The sequence below is a fragment of the Sorangium sp. So ce834 genome, from assembly GCF_051521425.1.
In the GTDB taxonomy this organism is placed as follows: Bacteria; Myxococcota_A; Polyangia; order Polyangiales; family Polyangiaceae; genus Sorangium; species Sorangium cellulosum_D.
In genome coordinates this window covers 13041615-13055916 of the sequence record NZ_CP150351.1, presented here as the reverse complement: position 1 = coordinate 13055916, position 14302 = coordinate 13041615, and the positions used below count along the sequence as shown (strand labels likewise).

The 14302-nt window shown below is 70.8% G+C and carries 9 protein-coding genes; 8 read left to right on the top strand and 1 reads right to left on the bottom strand.

Going from position 1 to position 14302, the window contains the following annotated elements:
* Positions 1 to 43 precede the first annotated feature (43 nt).
* The 3 genes from WMF20_RS47750 (at position 44) to WMF20_RS47740 (ending at position 3075) form a co-directional block, all read left to right on the top strand.
* On the top strand, positions 44 to 697 hold the full coding sequence (locus WMF20_RS47750; protein WP_207217678.1) for a 16S rRNA (guanine(527)-N(7))-methyltransferase RsmG: 654 nt from the start codon (positions 44 to 46) through the stop codon (positions 695 to 697).
* A gap of 215 nt (positions 698 to 912) precedes the next feature.
* Entirely contained in the window at positions 913 to 2220 is a 1308-nt protein-coding gene (locus WMF20_RS47745; RefSeq protein ID WP_437608469.1) for a hypothetical protein, read from the top strand.
* A 387-nt stretch (positions 2221 to 2607) separates the two neighbouring features.
* Positions 2608 to 3075: a hypothetical protein gene (locus WMF20_RS47740; RefSeq protein ID WP_437608467.1), complete on the top strand. Its 468-nt coding sequence runs from the start codon at positions 2608 to 2610 to the stop codon at positions 3073 to 3075.
* A gap of 51 nt (positions 3076 to 3126) precedes the next feature.
* On the opposite strand, the gene WMF20_RS47735 is transcribed toward WMF20_RS47740, so the two are convergent.
* A complete protein-coding gene (locus WMF20_RS47735; RefSeq protein WP_437608465.1) occupies positions 3127 to 4056 on the bottom strand; it encodes a ketopantoate reductase family protein in 930 nt (309 codons plus the stop codon).
* A gap of 85 nt (positions 4057 to 4141) precedes the next feature.
* Here WMF20_RS47735 and WMF20_RS47730 point away from each other — a divergent pair, with 85 nt between their 5' ends.
* The 5 genes from WMF20_RS47730 (at position 4142) to WMF20_RS47710 (ending at position 14286) form a co-directional block, all read left to right on the top strand.
* Positions 4142 to 6868 carry an ATP-binding protein gene (locus WMF20_RS47730; protein WP_437608463.1) on the top strand — a complete coding sequence of 909 codons (2727 nt, stop codon included), beginning with the start codon at positions 4142 to 4144 and terminating at the stop codon, positions 6866 to 6868.
* Between the two features lie 356 nt (positions 6869 to 7224).
* Positions 7225 to 9765 (top strand): nitrite reductase large subunit NirB, encoded by a 2541-nt coding sequence (gene nirB, locus WMF20_RS47725; protein WP_437608461.1) that lies wholly within the window; start codon positions 7225 to 7227, stop codon positions 9763 to 9765.
* A gap of 36 nt (positions 9766 to 9801) precedes the next feature.
* Entirely contained in the window at positions 9802 to 10200 is a 399-nt protein-coding gene (gene nirD / locus WMF20_RS47720) for a nitrite reductase small subunit NirD (protein WP_437608459.1), read from the top strand.
* Between the two features lie 118 nt (positions 10201 to 10318).
* Positions 10319 to 12049, top strand: a complete 1731-nt coding sequence (locus WMF20_RS47715; protein ID WP_437608457.1) for a DmsC/YnfH family molybdoenzyme membrane anchor subunit — start codon at positions 10319 to 10321, stop codon at positions 12047 to 12049.
* Complete coding sequence (locus tag WMF20_RS47710; protein WP_437608455.1) at positions 12049 to 14286, top strand: molybdopterin oxidoreductase family protein; 2238 nt, start codon at positions 12049 to 12051, stop codon at positions 14284 to 14286. The genes WMF20_RS47715 and WMF20_RS47710 overlap by 1 nt, the downstream gene beginning before the upstream one ends.
* Positions 14287 to 14302: the final 16 nt, after the last annotated feature.

Genomic DNA, 14302 nt, shown 5'->3' with positions numbered 1-14302 from the left:
CCTGTGCTCCACTGCGGCCATGACCCAGGGCGCCGCGGCGCGAATGACCGAGAAGATTGCCACGGTGCTCGCCGGCCGCGAGCCGAGCCTGCCTGCCCGCGCCGGCGAGGCGCTCGCGCGCTGGCTCGAGCTCGTCCAGGGGTGGAACGCGAAGGTCGATCTGACGGCCGCGCGGAGCGCCGACGAGCTCGCGGACCTGATGCTCGCGGACGCGCGCCTCCTCTCGGAGCACGTCCCCGAGGGGCGGCGCGTGGTCGACGTCGGCACCGGGGCCGGCGCGCCCGGGCTGCCGCTCGCGCTGCTGCGGCCGGATCTGGACGTGACCCTGGTCGAGCCGCTGCAAAAGCGCGTCGCCTTCCTGCGGACCGCGATAGGCACGCTGGTGCAGGAAGGCGAGCTCAAGAAGGCGCCCCGGGTCGAGCGCGCGCGCGGCGAGGACCTCGTGCGGGCGGGGAGGTCGTTCGAGGTGGCGATCTCCCGCGCGACGCTCGCGCCGGACGCGTGGCTGCCCCTCGGCGCGGCGCTCACCGCGCGCGAGCCGGCGGAGCGGCGCGAAGCCTGGGTCCTGCTCGCCCGCGACGAGCCGCCGGCGCACGCCGGCTGGGCGCCCGCGATCGATCTCCGGTATCGCTGGCCGCTCACCGGCGCCGAACGACGCGCAGTGCGGTATGTGCCAGAAGCCACCAAGAATGCCTGATCGCCCGGTCGGGCGCTCCCTGAGAACGTCGCCAGTCGCGCCGATTGCGTTGCTGCCAGCGGCCGCACCGCGGTGCGCCGTCCGCTTTTGCGGAGGCTCCATTTCGCGCGCTCCTCGGTTCCCAGGTATGGCGGAGCCTCACCGATTCCGTTACTGTCCGGAAACCACATGCAGGCGCCCGACCTGGGCAGCGCCTCTTGGCTCCGGAGACAGGCATGAAAATTCAACGCATTTCGGCGGTTTTGCTGACCGCGGTCGCCACCTCGGCAGGATTCATCGGTTGTGGCTCTGACGATCCGGACGACGGCGCTGGCGGGACCGGGGCCTCGGGCTCGGCCTCGTCCTCGTCGTCGACCACGGGCGCCGTCGCCGTGAGCACCAGCAGCGGCGGCTCGCAGCTCGCGAAGTTCCTCGGCACCGCGTGCGAAGCGGACGCCGACTGCGGGCCGGAGGGCATCTGCTTTCTGGAGTCGGAAAACGACTTCTTCGGCGGCGGCCCTGCGGGCGGGTACTGCACGAAGCCGTGCGGCGGAGACGACGATTGCGAGGGGGAAGGCAGCGCGTGCATCGGCGACCTCTGCCTGCTCGGCTGCATTCCGGGCGATCCCCCGTTCACGAGCGGCGACCCGAGCGTCGATCCGGACAAGTGCCAGGGGCGCGAGGAGCTGCGCTGTGAGAGCTTCCAGGGGGCGACGGTCTGCTTGCCGGGCTGCGGCGCGGACGTCCAGTGCACCGACCGCGTGTGCGACCCCCGCAACAGCGTCTGCGTCGACGAGGCGCACACGGGGCTGCCCAACGGCGCCCAGTGCGAGCTGGACGAGGACGGCAACGATCCCTGCGCCGGGTGGTGCGTCGGCATCACCGACGAAGTCGCCATGTGCGCCGAGCTCTGCGGGCTCAATGGCGATCCCGCGCTCGACTGCGGAGGTCCGCAGAAGGGCGCCTGCGCTTACCCGCTCGAGCAGGACGGCGGTCCGGGCGACATCGGTCTCTGCGTCAATGCGTGCAAGGCCCACAGCGACTGCTTCCTGCCGCTCTTCTCCTGCGAGAACATCGGCACGGCGACGAACGTCGTGGGCTTCTGCCTCTTCGGGCCGGCCGAGTGCGAGGACGTCGGGGAAGAGTGCGGTGATGGGACCGTCTGCAGCGAGACGCCGGACGGCCTCTTCTGCCTCGATCCGGCCTTCCCGCTGGACGACGCCGGCACGGGCGGCGCCGGCGGCGGTGGTGGCGCCGGCGGCGACGGCGGCGGTGGTGGCGCCGGCGGCGAGGGCGGCGCGGGCGCTACGACGAGCGCTACGAGCGGCACCGGCGCGGCCGGCGGCGCCGGCGGTGAGGGCGGCGCGGGCGCTACGACGAGCGCTACGAGCGGCACCGGCGCGGCCGGCGGCGCCGGCGGCGAGGGCGGCACGGGCGCTACCGGCGGCGCGGGCGGCACGGGCGCTACCGGCGGAACCGGCGGCGCGGGCGGCACCGGCGCGGCCGGCGGCGCGGGCGGTGCTGGCGGCGCTGGCGGCGCCTGATCGCCAAGTCACCCGGACCCGGGCCTCGGCTCCCATCGAGCGCCGCGGACACCGCGGATGAGGCCCTCCAGGCCACACGCTTTCTCCAGCTCCTCGAACTCCCCTCCTCTCGTCGCGTCACCCTCTCTGCACCATCAAGGTCGAGCGCCGGGCTCGAACAGGAGGGGAAGGCGGGAAGAGACGCCCGCGACGCTTCCCCCTCCTCTCCTTCCACGTCCATTTCTCCGCGCAGATTGCGCCTCTCGGCGCGAGCACCACGAGGCGCGCCGTCTCACGCGGGGCAGATCGCCACACGAGACAACCGGCGTGTCGCGCCGGCCGCCCTCCGGGGCCGCTCGCCGCGCCGGCACCCCGTTTGCTCATGCGCCATGCGGCCAGGAGGACCGCATGAACAAGCTCGCTCTTCTCACCTCGGCCGCCGCCGTGGCGGTCGCGACATTGGGTTTCACCGAAGCCGCGTACGCTCAGGAAAGGACGCGCGACACGGTCACCATCACCGATTCCGTGCCGAACCGCGGGCTCATCTGGAGCGGCGTCGCCGTGCTCGGCACCACGTACGGGATCTCGACCGTCGTGGCGACGTTCAGCGACAAGCCCGCGGACCGCGCGCTCTGGGTGCCCATCGCGGGGCCCTGGATCGATCTCGGGTCGCGCGGCAAGTGCGGCGGCGATCGGGCGTGCAACACCGAGGCGACCAACAAGGTGCTTCTCGTGGCCGACGGGCTCGGTCAGGCCATCGGCGCGCTGCAGATCCTGAGCGGCTTCATCTTCCCGGCGAAGCGCACGGTGACCGAGGTCGGGAGCGTGCAGATCATCCCCATGGGCAAGGGGCTCGCCGCCAGGACGGTGTTCTGAGCCGAGATGGGACGTCGTGAGCCCGCCCTGGCCCCGCCGCGGGCCCGGGGCCTACCCGGCGACAGGCGGCGCGTCCGCCCGGAGCGACAGGCCGCGAACGAGCGTCGCGAGCGTGCGCAGCACCGGGGTGTCGATCCCCGCCCGGCGCCCGCGATCGACCACGGCGCCCTGGAGGATGTCGACCTCGGTCGCGCGGCCGGCGCGCACGTCCTGCAGCATCGACGGCTCGGTGAGCGGGAAGTCCGCGCGCGTGAGCGCGACCATCGCGTCCGCCGTCGCCTCGGAGATGTCCGCCCCCTCCGCCCGCGCGACCGCGATCACCTCGAGCATCGCCGCCCGGAGGAGGTCCTCCATGCGCTCCACGACCACCCCGGCGCGCTGGCCGGTCAGCGCGCAGATGGCGTTGAAGGGGGCGTTCCAGACCATCTTCTCCCAGAGCATGGCGCGGTAATCCGAGCCCCGGCGGACGGGGATGCCGGCGCGATCGAGCAGCGCGGCGGTCGCCTCGACCCGCGCCTCCTGCCCCGGCCGGTACGGCGCGAGGCCGGCGCGCGTCGGCGCGAGCGTCTCGATCTCGCCAGGGCCGCTGAGGCCCGCGGACATGTACGCGATGGCGGCCAGCACCCGCGAGGCGCCGACCTCGCGCGCGACAGCGTCCTCCGAATCGAGCCCGTTCAGCAGGGGCAGCGCGAGGCCGTCCGCCGCGAGCAGCCCGGGGAGCCTCGCGCCGACGTCGCCGAGCGACGGCCACTTCACGGCGATGAGCGCGAGATCGAACGGCCCGCGCACCCCGTCGAGCGGGGCCACGCGGAGCGGCGGCGTGCGCACCTCGCCGGCCGGCGTGCGGAGGATGAGCCCGCGCGACCGCATCGCCTCGGCGTGCGCGCCCCGCGCGACGAAGGTGACGTCTTGCCCCGCGAGGGCGAGCCTAGCCCCGAAATAACCCCCCACCGCGCCCGCGCCGACAACGAGGATCCGCATCGGCGGCGACCATAGCACGCTCGGACCGAGCGCAGAGAACCGACATGTGGCGATCAGCGCGGATTGCGGATATGCATGAGCCCAGATGCAAAGGCCGGACGTCCCCACCACGGCTCACGCCGGCGGCAGCATGATCGGAGGCGAAGAGCCGAGCGCGACGCTGGAAGCCGAGCAGATCCAGCTGTTGCTCGACGCCCTGCCGGCGCTCATCTCCTATATCGATGACGAGGAGCGCTATCGCATCGTCAACCGGGCCTACGAGCGCTGGTTCGGCGAGGATCGCGGCTCCCTCGCCGGCCGGCGCGTGGGCGAGGTGATCGGCGACTCCGCCTACGCCGCCGTGAAGCCGCGCATCGACGCCGTGCTCGGCGGGCAACCGCAAGACTTCGAGTCGCGGCTCGTGTACCGCAGGGGCGGCAGGCGCCACGTCCGCATCCAGTACATCCCTCATGTCGGCGCGAGCGGCGAGGTGCGCGGCTTCTTCACGCTCGTCACGGACATCAGCGAGCAGAAGCGCGCCGAGGAGGCGCGCCGCTTCCTGGCCGACGCGACCGCCCTGCTCGATCCGGTGCTCGACCGCGACACGAGCTACCGGCGCGTCGCGGAGCTCGCGGTCACCTCCGTGGCGGACTGGTGCTCCGTCCACACGATCGAGCCGGACGGCGCCCTGCGCGCCCGGGTCATCGCGCACGCGGACCCGGACAAGGCAGAGCTCGTGTCCAGGCTGGCCCAGCGCAGCCGGATCCCGCCGGAGGCCGAGACGCCGCTGCACGAGGTGCTCCAGGGCGGCCCCGGCCGGCTCCTGTCCGAGATCCCCGACAGCGTGTTCGCCGGCGTGGCGCGCGACGCCGAGCACTTCGCCGCCCTGCGCGCGCTCGGCTGCCGCTCGGCGGTGATCGTGCCGATCCGCGGCGAGGAGTGCGTCCTCGCGGCGCTCACGCTCGCCTCCGCCGAGTCGGGCCGCGCCTACACCGCGGCCGATCTCGCCTTCGCCGAGGAGCTCGCGCAGTGCATCCAGGTGGCCCTGCAGCGCATGCGCCTCTACGACATGGCCCGCGACGCCGAGGCCGAGGCGCGGCGGCGCTTCCTGGCCGAGCAGGAGGCGCGCCGGGCCGCCGAGCGCGCGGCGCAGCGCATGGCCGGCCTCCAGCGCATCACCGCGGCGCTCGCCGACGCGCTCACCTTCGACGCGGTGGCGGAGGTCGTCGTCGACCAGGGCGTCGCCGCCGCGGGCGCGTACGGCGGGTCGATCGTGGTGACGGCGGGCGACGCGGTCGAGTGCCTCAAGGCGGTCGGCTACGCGCCCGGGATCGTCGAGCGCTTCCGGAGGATGGCCGCCTCCGACGGCCTCCCCATCACCGACCCCCTGCGGACCGGAGCGCCCGTCTGGCTGCGCACGCGCAAGGAGTGCGCCGCCCGGTACCCGGATTTCGCGGCCGCCGCGCTGACCTCGACGACCTCCTCGCTCTGCTGTCTCCCGCTCGTCGTCCAGGAGCGGCGGATCGGCGTGCTCGGGCTGAGCTTCGCGGAGCCGCGCCCGTTCGATCACGAGGAGCAGGAGTTCCTGCTCGCGCTGTCGCGCCAGTGCGCGCAGGCCCTCGAGCGCGCGCGCCTGCACGAGGAGCGCGCCGCCATCATCGAGCGCGAGCGGCGCGTCGCCCTCGAGAACGCCCGGCTGTACCGCGAGGCCCACGAGGCGGACCGGCGCAAGGACGAGTTCATCGCGATGCTCTCGCACGAGCTCCGCAACCCGCTCGCGCCCATCACCACCGGCCTCGAGCTCCTGCGCATGACCACGGGCGAGCGCGGCGACCGCGACGACAGCCAGATCCTCGCGACCCTCGAGCGGCAGGTGAAGACGATCGTGCGGCTCGTGGACGACCTGCTCGACGTCTCCCGGATCACGCGCGGCAAGATCGAGCTGAAGCGGGAGCGGCTCGACGTCGGCGCCGTGGTCGAGACCGCGGTCGAGTCCGTGCGCCCGCTCCTCGCGCAGCGCCGGCACGAGCTCGCCCTGTCGGTCGAGCCGGGCGTGTTCGTGCACGGCGACCGGGTGCGGATCGAGCAGATCGTCGTGAACCTGCTCACCAACGCCATCAAGTACACGAACCCGGGCGGCCGCGTGTCGCTCTCCTGCGCGGCGAGCGACGGCGACGCGTGGATCCGGGTGACGGACACCGGCGTCGGCATCTCCGCCGAGCTCTTGCCGCGCGTCTTCGAGCCGTTCATGCAGGCGCGGCGCACGCTGGATCGCTCGCAGGGGGGCCTCGGGGTCGGGCTCACGCTCGTGAAGCGGCTGGCCGAGCTGCACGGCGGGCGCGTCGAGGCCGTGAGCGCCGGCCCCGGCGAGGGCACCGCCATCAGCGTCTGGCTCCCGCTCGCGGGCGCCTCGGTGGAGAGCGCCGCGGCGCCCTCGACCGAGGCCCCGCGCTCCGGGGCGGGCGCCCTCCGCGTCCTCCTCGTCGACGACAACGTCGACGCCGCCGAGGGCCTGCGGCGCATCCTCCAGCTCCACGGGCACACCGTCGCCATGGCGCACGACGGCCCGGCGGCGCTCGAGGCCGCGCGCGCGTCGAAGCCCGAGCTCGTCCTGCTCGACATCGGCCTGCCCGGGATGGACGGCTACGAGGTCGTCCGGCGCCTGCGCGCCGAGCCCGAGCTCCGGGGCTCCTACATCGCCGCCGTCTCCGGCTATGGGCAGGACCAGGACCGCCGCCGCTCGCGCGAGGCCGGCTTCGACGCGCACCTGACCAAGCCGGTCGCCACGGCGCAGCTGCTCGCCCTCGTCGCCGAGGCCGCCCCGCGCGGGTGACCGGCCCGCCGCCGCCTTTCAGAGCTGCAAGGCAGTCGCCCCGGGGGCGCGACACACGCGCGAAACATTCACCCGATGTTTCGCGAGAATCGCCCATTTCCTTTCATTGACGCTGCGGAGATCGCCCCCGCGCGGAGCCTTGTTGCGCTCGCCGGTCGCCGCGAAACACGCAGGAAACAGAGGGAATGTCCGCGATCGAGCGCGCCATTGGACACACAATTTATTCCAGCGAAACAGTTGTGAAACAGAGCCCACAGTAGACAAGATCCGGTCCGAGATTACGGCCTGCGCCGCGCTCGGACGGCAGTACGGCAGTGACGGTGAGAGTGACTCACCGGGTCCAAAGGTGGGTTTGCATGAGCAAGAAGAAGGACCTCCTCGTCATCGGCAACGGCATGGTCGGGCACAAGCTCATCGAGAACATGGTCCTCGGTGGCTCCCTGCGCGAATGGAACATCACGACCTTCTGCGAGGAGCCTCGGCTTGCCTATGATCGGGTGAACCTGTCCGCCTTCTTCAGCGGCAAATCGGCCGACGACCTCTCGATGGTGAAGCCCGGCCTCTACGAGGAGGCGGGGATTCAGGTCCACCTGGGCGACAAGGCGGTATCGATCGACCGCCGCAAGAAGGCCGTGACCTCCGCGAAGGGGCGGACGGTCTATTACGACAAGCTCATCCTCGCCACGGGCTCGTACCCGTTCGTGCCGCCCATCAAGGGCAAGGACGCGAAGGGCTGCTTCGTCTACCGCACGATCGAGGACCTCGAGGCCATGGCGGCCCACGCCAAGGGGGCGAAGGTCGGCACGGTCATCGGCGGCGGCCTGCTCGGGCTGGAGGCGGCCAACGCGCTCAAGAACATGGGGCTCGAGGTCCACGTCGTGGAGTTCGCCCCGCGCCTGATGGCCCTCCAGGTCGACGACGCCGGCGGGACGATCCTCCGCCGGAAGATCGAGTCGCTCGGCGTCCACGTGCACACGAGCACCTCGACCACGGAGATCGTCGCGGAGCACGGCCGCGTGGCGCGGATGCTCTTCGCCGACCAGACCGATCTCGCGACCGACATGATCGTCTTCTCCGCCGGCATCCGGCCGCGGGACGAGCTCGCCAGGGCGTGCGACCTCGCGCTCGGCAGCCGCGGCGGCGTGGTCATCAACGAGCGCTGTCAGACGTCCGATCCCGACATCTACGCGATCGGCGAGTGCGCGAGCTACCAAGGCCAGCTCTACGGCCTGGTGGCGCCCGGCTACCACATGGCCAAGGTCGCGGCCGACGCCCTCACCGGCGGGAAGGAGACCTTCGGCGGCTTCGACATGAGCACCAAGCTCAAGCTGATGGGCGTGGACGTCGCGAGCTTCGGCGACGCGTTCGCGGCGCAGCCGGGCGCGCGCGTGGTCAGCTTCATGAACGCGACGTCGAACGTCTACAAGAAGCTCGTCGTCAGCGCGGACGGCAAGCACCTCCTCGGCGGCATCCTGGTCGGCGACGCCTCGAACTACGGGCAGCTGCTCCAGCTCGTGCAGAACAAGATCGTCCTCCCGCCGAACCCCGAGGACCTCATCGTGACGGCGCGCGAGGGCGCGAAGCCGGCGGGCTTCGGGGTCGAGGCGCTGCCCGACACCGCGACGATCTGCTCGTGCCTCAACGTCACGAAGAAGGCCATCTGCTCGGCCATCTGCGACGACAAGCACGTCACGCTCGCCGCCATCAAGGGGCACACGAAGGCGGGCACCGGCTGCGGCTCGTGCACCACGCTGATCACCGACATCCTGAAGAAGGAGCTCAAGAAGGCCGGCGTCGCGGTCACGAACTACATCTGCGAGCACTTCAACTACTCGCGGCAGGAGCTCTATCACCTCGTCCGGGTCCACGCGATCAAGACCTTCGACGACCTCATCGCGCGCCACGGCAAGGGCAACGGGTGCGAGATCTGCAAGCCGGCGGTGGCCTCGATCCTCGCCTCGACGTGGAACGAGCACATCCTGAGCAAGAAGCACCTCCCGCTCCAGGACACGAACGATCGCTTCCTGGCCAACGTCCAGCGGGACGGCACCTATTCGGTGGTGCCGCGCGTGCCGGCCGGCGAGATCACGCCCGATCAGCTCATCGCCCTCGGGCGCGTCGCGAAGAAATACAACCTGTACTCGAAGATCACGGGCGGCCAGCGCGTCGACCTGTTCGGGGCGCGGCTGGAGCAGCTGCCCGACATCTGGGGCGAGCTCATCGACGCCGGCTTCGAGTCGGGGCACGCCTACGGCAAGGCGCTCCGCACCGTGAAGTCGTGCGTGGGCAGCACCTGGTGCCGCTACGGCGTGCAGGACTCGGTGGGCTTCGCGGTCGCGGTCGAGAACCGCTACAAGGGGCTGCGCAGCCCGCACAAGCTGAAGTCCGCGGTGTCCGGCTGCGCGCGCGAGTGCGCCGAGGCGCAGAGCAAGGACTTCGGGATCATCGCGACGGAGAAGGGCTACAACCTCTACCTCTGCGGCAACGGCGGGATGAAGCCGCAGCACGCCCAGCTCTTCGCCGCGGATCTCGACGAGGCGACGCTCATCAAGTACCTCGACCGGTTCTTGATGTTCTACATCCGCACGGCGGACCGGCTCCAGCGCACGGCCACCTGGTTCAACAACCTCGAGGGCGGCATGGATTACCTCCGCCAGGTCATCATCGAGGACTCGCTCGGGATCTGCGAGGAGCTCGAGAAGGAGATGGCCCACCTCATCGCGACCTACGAGTGCGAGTGGAAGGCCGCGGTCTCCGATCCCGAGAAGCTCAAGCAGTTCCGCCCGTTCGTGAACGCCGGCGAGCCCGACCGGAGCATCGTCTTCGTCAGCGAGCGGGCGCAGCACCGCCCCGCCGCCTGGAAGGAAAAGTCGACGCTCGTCGAGGAGATGATCTGACCGCGGGCCGAGGGGCCTCTTCTGAGGGAAATCGCCATGAACGAGCTGCACACGTCGGAGTCGCTTCGGAGCGAGGGCGCGGGCCAGGGCTGGGTCGAGGTCTGCGGGGTCGAGGACATCATCCCGAACACGGGGGTCTGCGCGCTCGTCGGGAGGCGCCAGGTCGCGGTGGTCCGGGTCGGCGAGGGCGAGGAGATCTACGCCATCAGCAACTTCGACCCGTTCAGCAAGGCGTTCGTCCTCTCCCGCGGGATCGTGGGCGACAAGGGGGGCGTCCCCAAGATCGCCTCGCCGATCTACAAGCAGAGCTTCGACCTGCGCACGGGCCAGTGCCTCGACGACCCGACCGTGCGCATCCCCGTGTATCCCACCCGGATCCGGAGCGGGCGCGTCGAGGTCCACGGCGCGGCGCAGCCGCCCGGCGCGGCGAGCTGACCGCGTGAGCGCTCGGGGCAGCGCCGCGCTCCGCTCCGCGACGGTCACGTCGCCGCTTTCGTTGTGCCTCTTGGAGCTCTCCGGGCTGGGCTTCCGCGCCGGGTAGACAGGAATCTCGATGAGCGTTGCAAAGGTGTCGGACACTCACTTTCGTTTGCCCATCGTCAACTCGCCGCCGAAGATCCAGGACAGCAACAAGAACCTGCTCCAGGCGCTCCTCGCCGACCAGCAGAAGCTCACGGCGGTCGAGCGGTTCTCCAGGCTGCACGAGGAGCACGCGCTCCCGGCCCAGTCCAAGTACTACCGCGACCTCATCCCCCTCGAGCGGCCGAAGCCCGGGCAGCAGTACGCCTTCGAGGTCGATCTGGACGCCTGCACCGCGTGCAAGGCGTGCGTCACCGCCTGCCACAGCCTGAACGGCCTCGACGAGGACGAGGTGTGGCGCTCGGTCGGGCTCCTCCACGGCGGCACGCCCCAGGCGCCGGCGCAGCAGAGCGTGACCACGGCGTGCCACCACTGCCTGGACCCGGCGTGCATGTCGGGGTGTCCGGTCAAGGCCTACGAGAAGGACCCGATCACCGGCATCGTCAAGCACCTCGATGATCAGTGCATCGGCTGCCAGTACTGCATCCTGATGTGCCCCTACGACGCTCCGAAGTTCAACGCGGAGCGGGGGATCGTGCGCAAGTGCGACATGTGCAGCGACCGGCTGGCCAACGACGAGGCCCCGGCGTGCGTGCAGTCGTGCCCGAACGGCGCCATCCGCATCACGGTGGTCGACCAGGCGCAGGCCGTGCAGGAGAGCCAGACCAACGTCTTCCTGCCGGGGGCGGCGGCGCCGGAGATCACGATCCCGACGACGAGCTACAAGACGAAGAAGTCGCTCCCGCGCAACATGCTCCCCGCGGACTTCTACCAGGTGAGCCGGGAGCACTCCCACCCTCCGCTCGTCGCGATGCTCGTGCTCACGCAGCTCTCGGTCGGCGCGTTCTGCGTGAGCCTCGCCCTGAACGAGCTCCTCGGCGCGCAGGCGACCCGGGGCTTCGGCGGCCAGAGCGCCACGTTCGCGCTCGTCTTCGGGCTCGCCGCGCTGGGCGCGAGCCTCCTCCACCTGGGCCGCCCGCAGTTCGCGTTCCGGGCGTTCCTCGGGCTCAAGACGTCGTGGCTCAGCCGGGAGATCCTCGGGTTCTCGCTCTTCGCCGGGGCCGGGACGCTCTACGCCGCCTCGTTCTGGGTGCCCTCGATGCCGGCGCTCGCGCCGCTCTCGCCGCTCGGCCAGCTGCAGACGCCGCTGTCCTACGCGGTGGCGCTGAGCGGGATGCTCGGCGTGTTCTGCTCGGTGATGGTGTACGCGGCGACCCAGCGAGACCACTGGAGCGGCGGGCTCACGGGCTTCAAGTTCGCGAGCACGGCGGCCGTGCTCGGGAGCTCGACGGTCCTGATGGTGGCGCTGCTCCTCAGCCGCGAGCACGCCGCGCTGCTCCTGACCGGCGGCTTCCGCGCGCTGAGCGGGTTCCTGTGCGTGGCGATGGGGCTCAAGCTGCTCGTGGAGCTCTCGATGTTCCGGCACCTCCGGAAGCGGAGCCACTCGACGCTCAAGCGGAGCGCGATCCTGATGACGGGGGAGCTGAAGGGCGCGACGGGCTGGCGGTTCGCCTGCGGCGCGCTCGGCGGCCTCGTCCTGCCGGCGCTCAGCCTCTTCTCGGCGCCGAACAGCGGCGTCAGCTCCGAGGTCCTGATGGCCATGGCGGTCGTGGCGTTCCTGTTCTGCCTCGCGGGCGAGCTCCTCGAGCGGTACCTCTTCTTCGCCGCGGCGCCCGCGTCCAAGATGCCTGGAGGGCTCTCCTGATGACCACCCCCGACGCCAAGAAGACGGACGCGGAGCCCAGGAAGGCGGACAACCTGCTCCTCCAGCGGAACGGGCCGCTCACGCGCGAGCTCTTGCTCACGCCCGGCGAGTTCGGCCTCGGGCGGGTGCCCGCGCGGCTGAAGCCCGATCAGACGACCACGGTCGTGTGCGGCTTCTGCTCGACGGGGTGCGGGCTGAACGTCCACCTCAAGGACGGCGAGGCGATCAACCTCTCGCCGAACACCGACTATCCGGTCAACCTCGGGATGGCGTGCCCGAAGGGCTGGGAGGCGCTCACGCCGCTCCGGGCGAGCGACCGCGCCACCACGCCGCTCCTCAGGAACGCCCGCGGGAAGCTGGAGCGGGTGGAGTGGGACGTCGCGCTGCGCACGTTCGTCGACCGGTTCAAGGCGATCCAGGAGGCGCACGGCAAGGAGTCGGTCGCCTTCATCAGCACGGGGCAGATCGTCACCGAGGAGATGGCCTTCCTCGGGGCGCTCGCGAAGTTCGGGATGGGCATGCTGCACGGGGACGGCAACACCCGGCAGTGCATGGCGACGGCGGTGGTGGCCTACAAGGAGTCGTTCGGGTTCGACGCGCCGCCCTACACCTACCGCGATTTCGAGGAGTCCGACGTCGTGGTGCTCGTCGGCTCGAACCTCTGCATCGCCCACCCGATCATGTGGGAGCGGCTGTGCAAGAACAAGCACCGTCCGGCGATCCTCGTCGTGGATCCGCGCAAGACCGAGACGGCGATGGCGGCGACGGCGCATGTTGCGCTGAAGCCGAAGTCGGATCTGACGCTGTTCTACGGCATCGCGCACATCCTCATCCAGCGCGGGTGGATCGACCGGGAGTTCATCGACGCGCACACGGTCGATTTCGAGCAGTTCAAGGCGCACGTCCAGGAGTTCACGCCGGCGCGGGTCGCCGCGGCGACGGGGATCGGCGAGGAGCAGCTCGCGACGTTCGCGGAGACGATCCACAGCGGGAAGCGGGTGTCGTTCTGGTGGACCATGGGCGTCAACCAGAGCCACGAGGGCGTGCGGGTCGCGCAGTCGCTCATCAACCTCGCGCTGATGACGGGGAACATCGGGCGGCCCGGGACCGGGGCGAACTCCATCACGGGCCAGTGCAACGCGATGGGCTCGCGGATGTTCAGCAACACGACGGGCCTGTTCGCCGGCCACGACTTCACGAAGGAGGAGCACCGGAAGAAGATCGCCGGGATCCTCGGCGTCCCGGAGGAGGTCATCCCGACCCGGAACAGCCTCGCGTACGATCAGATCATCGAAGGCATCCTGAAGGGGAAGATCAAGGGCCTCTGGATCATCGCGACGAACCCGGCGCACTCGTGGATCAACCAGGAGGATCTGCACGAGCTCCTCGGCCGCCTGGAGTTCCTCGTGGTGCAGGACATGTACGCCACGACCGAGACGGCGGAGCGCGCCCACCTCGTGCTGCCGGCGGCCTCGTGGGCCGAGAAGGAGGGCACGTTCATCAACTCGGAGCGGCGCATCGGCCTCGTGAAGAAGGTCGCGCGGGCGCCGGGGCAGGCGCTGGCCGACTTCCACATCTTCCAGCTCGTCGCGCAGTACTGGGGGTGCGGCGATCTGTTCAAGGAGTGGAAGAGCCCGGAGGCGGTCTTCCAGATCCTGAAGCGGCTCTCGAAGGGGCAGCCGTGCGACATCACGGGGATCGAGGACTACGCGATGATCGACGAGCGGGGCGGCGTCCAGTGGCCGTACCCCGAGGGGGCGTCGTTCGAGACGAACGAGCGGCGGCTGTTCGAGGACGGCCGGTTCTACCGGCCGGATGAGAAGGCGAAGTTCGCGTTCCAGGCGCCGAGGCAGCTGCCGGAGCCGACCGACGAGCAGTATCCGTTCACGCTGCTCACCGGGCGAGGGAGCTCCAGCCAGTGGCACACGCAGACGCGGACCAAGAAGTCGGCGGTGCTGCAGCGGCTCTATCCGAAGGAGATCTACGCCGAGGTGAGCCCTGTCGACGCGAAGAGGCTCGGCGTCGAGATGAACGAGTGGGTGGTCATCGCGTCGCGCCGCGCGGAGATCAAGGCGCGGGCGTTCGTCACGAACGCGGTGCAGCCGGGGGAGATCTTCATCCCGATGCACTACGAGATCACGAACAAGCTGACGTTCCCGGCGTTCGATCAGTACTCGAGGCAGCCCTCGTACAAGGCGTGCGCGGTGAAGGTGCGTCGCGAGGAGGATCGCGGGTAGATGGGTTGGTTGCCCT

Bases quoted from the DNA above. Each gene is read 5' to 3' on its own strand.
- WMF20_RS47730 (WP_437608463.1), top strand. From the start codon at position 4,142: ATGCAAAGGCCGGACGTCCCCACCACGGCTCACGCCGGCGGCAGCATG.
- WMF20_RS47735 (WP_437608465.1), bottom strand. From the start codon at position 4,056: ATGCGGATCCTCGTTGTCGGCGCGGGCGCGGTGGGGGGTTATTTCGGG.
- WMF20_RS47750 (WP_207217678.1), top strand. From the start codon at position 44: ATGACCGAGAAGATTGCCACGGTGCTCGCCGGCCGCGAGCCGAGCCTG.
- nirB (WP_437608461.1), top strand. From the start codon at position 7,225: ATGAGCAAGAAGAAGGACCTCCTCGTCATCGGCAACGGCATGGTCGGG.
- nirD (WP_437608459.1), top strand. From the start codon at position 9,802: ATGAACGAGCTGCACACGTCGGAGTCGCTTCGGAGCGAGGGCGCGGGC.
- WMF20_RS47715 (WP_437608457.1), top strand. From the start codon at position 10,319: ATGAGCGTTGCAAAGGTGTCGGACACTCACTTTCGTTTGCCCATCGTC.
- WMF20_RS47745 (WP_437608469.1), top strand. From the start codon at position 913: ATGAAAATTCAACGCATTTCGGCGGTTTTGCTGACCGCGGTCGCCACC.
- WMF20_RS47710 (WP_437608455.1), top strand. From the start codon at position 12,049: ATGACCACCCCCGACGCCAAGAAGACGGACGCGGAGCCCAGGAAGGCG.
- WMF20_RS47740 (WP_437608467.1), top strand. From the start codon at position 2,608: ATGAACAAGCTCGCTCTTCTCACCTCGGCCGCCGCCGTGGCGGTCGCG.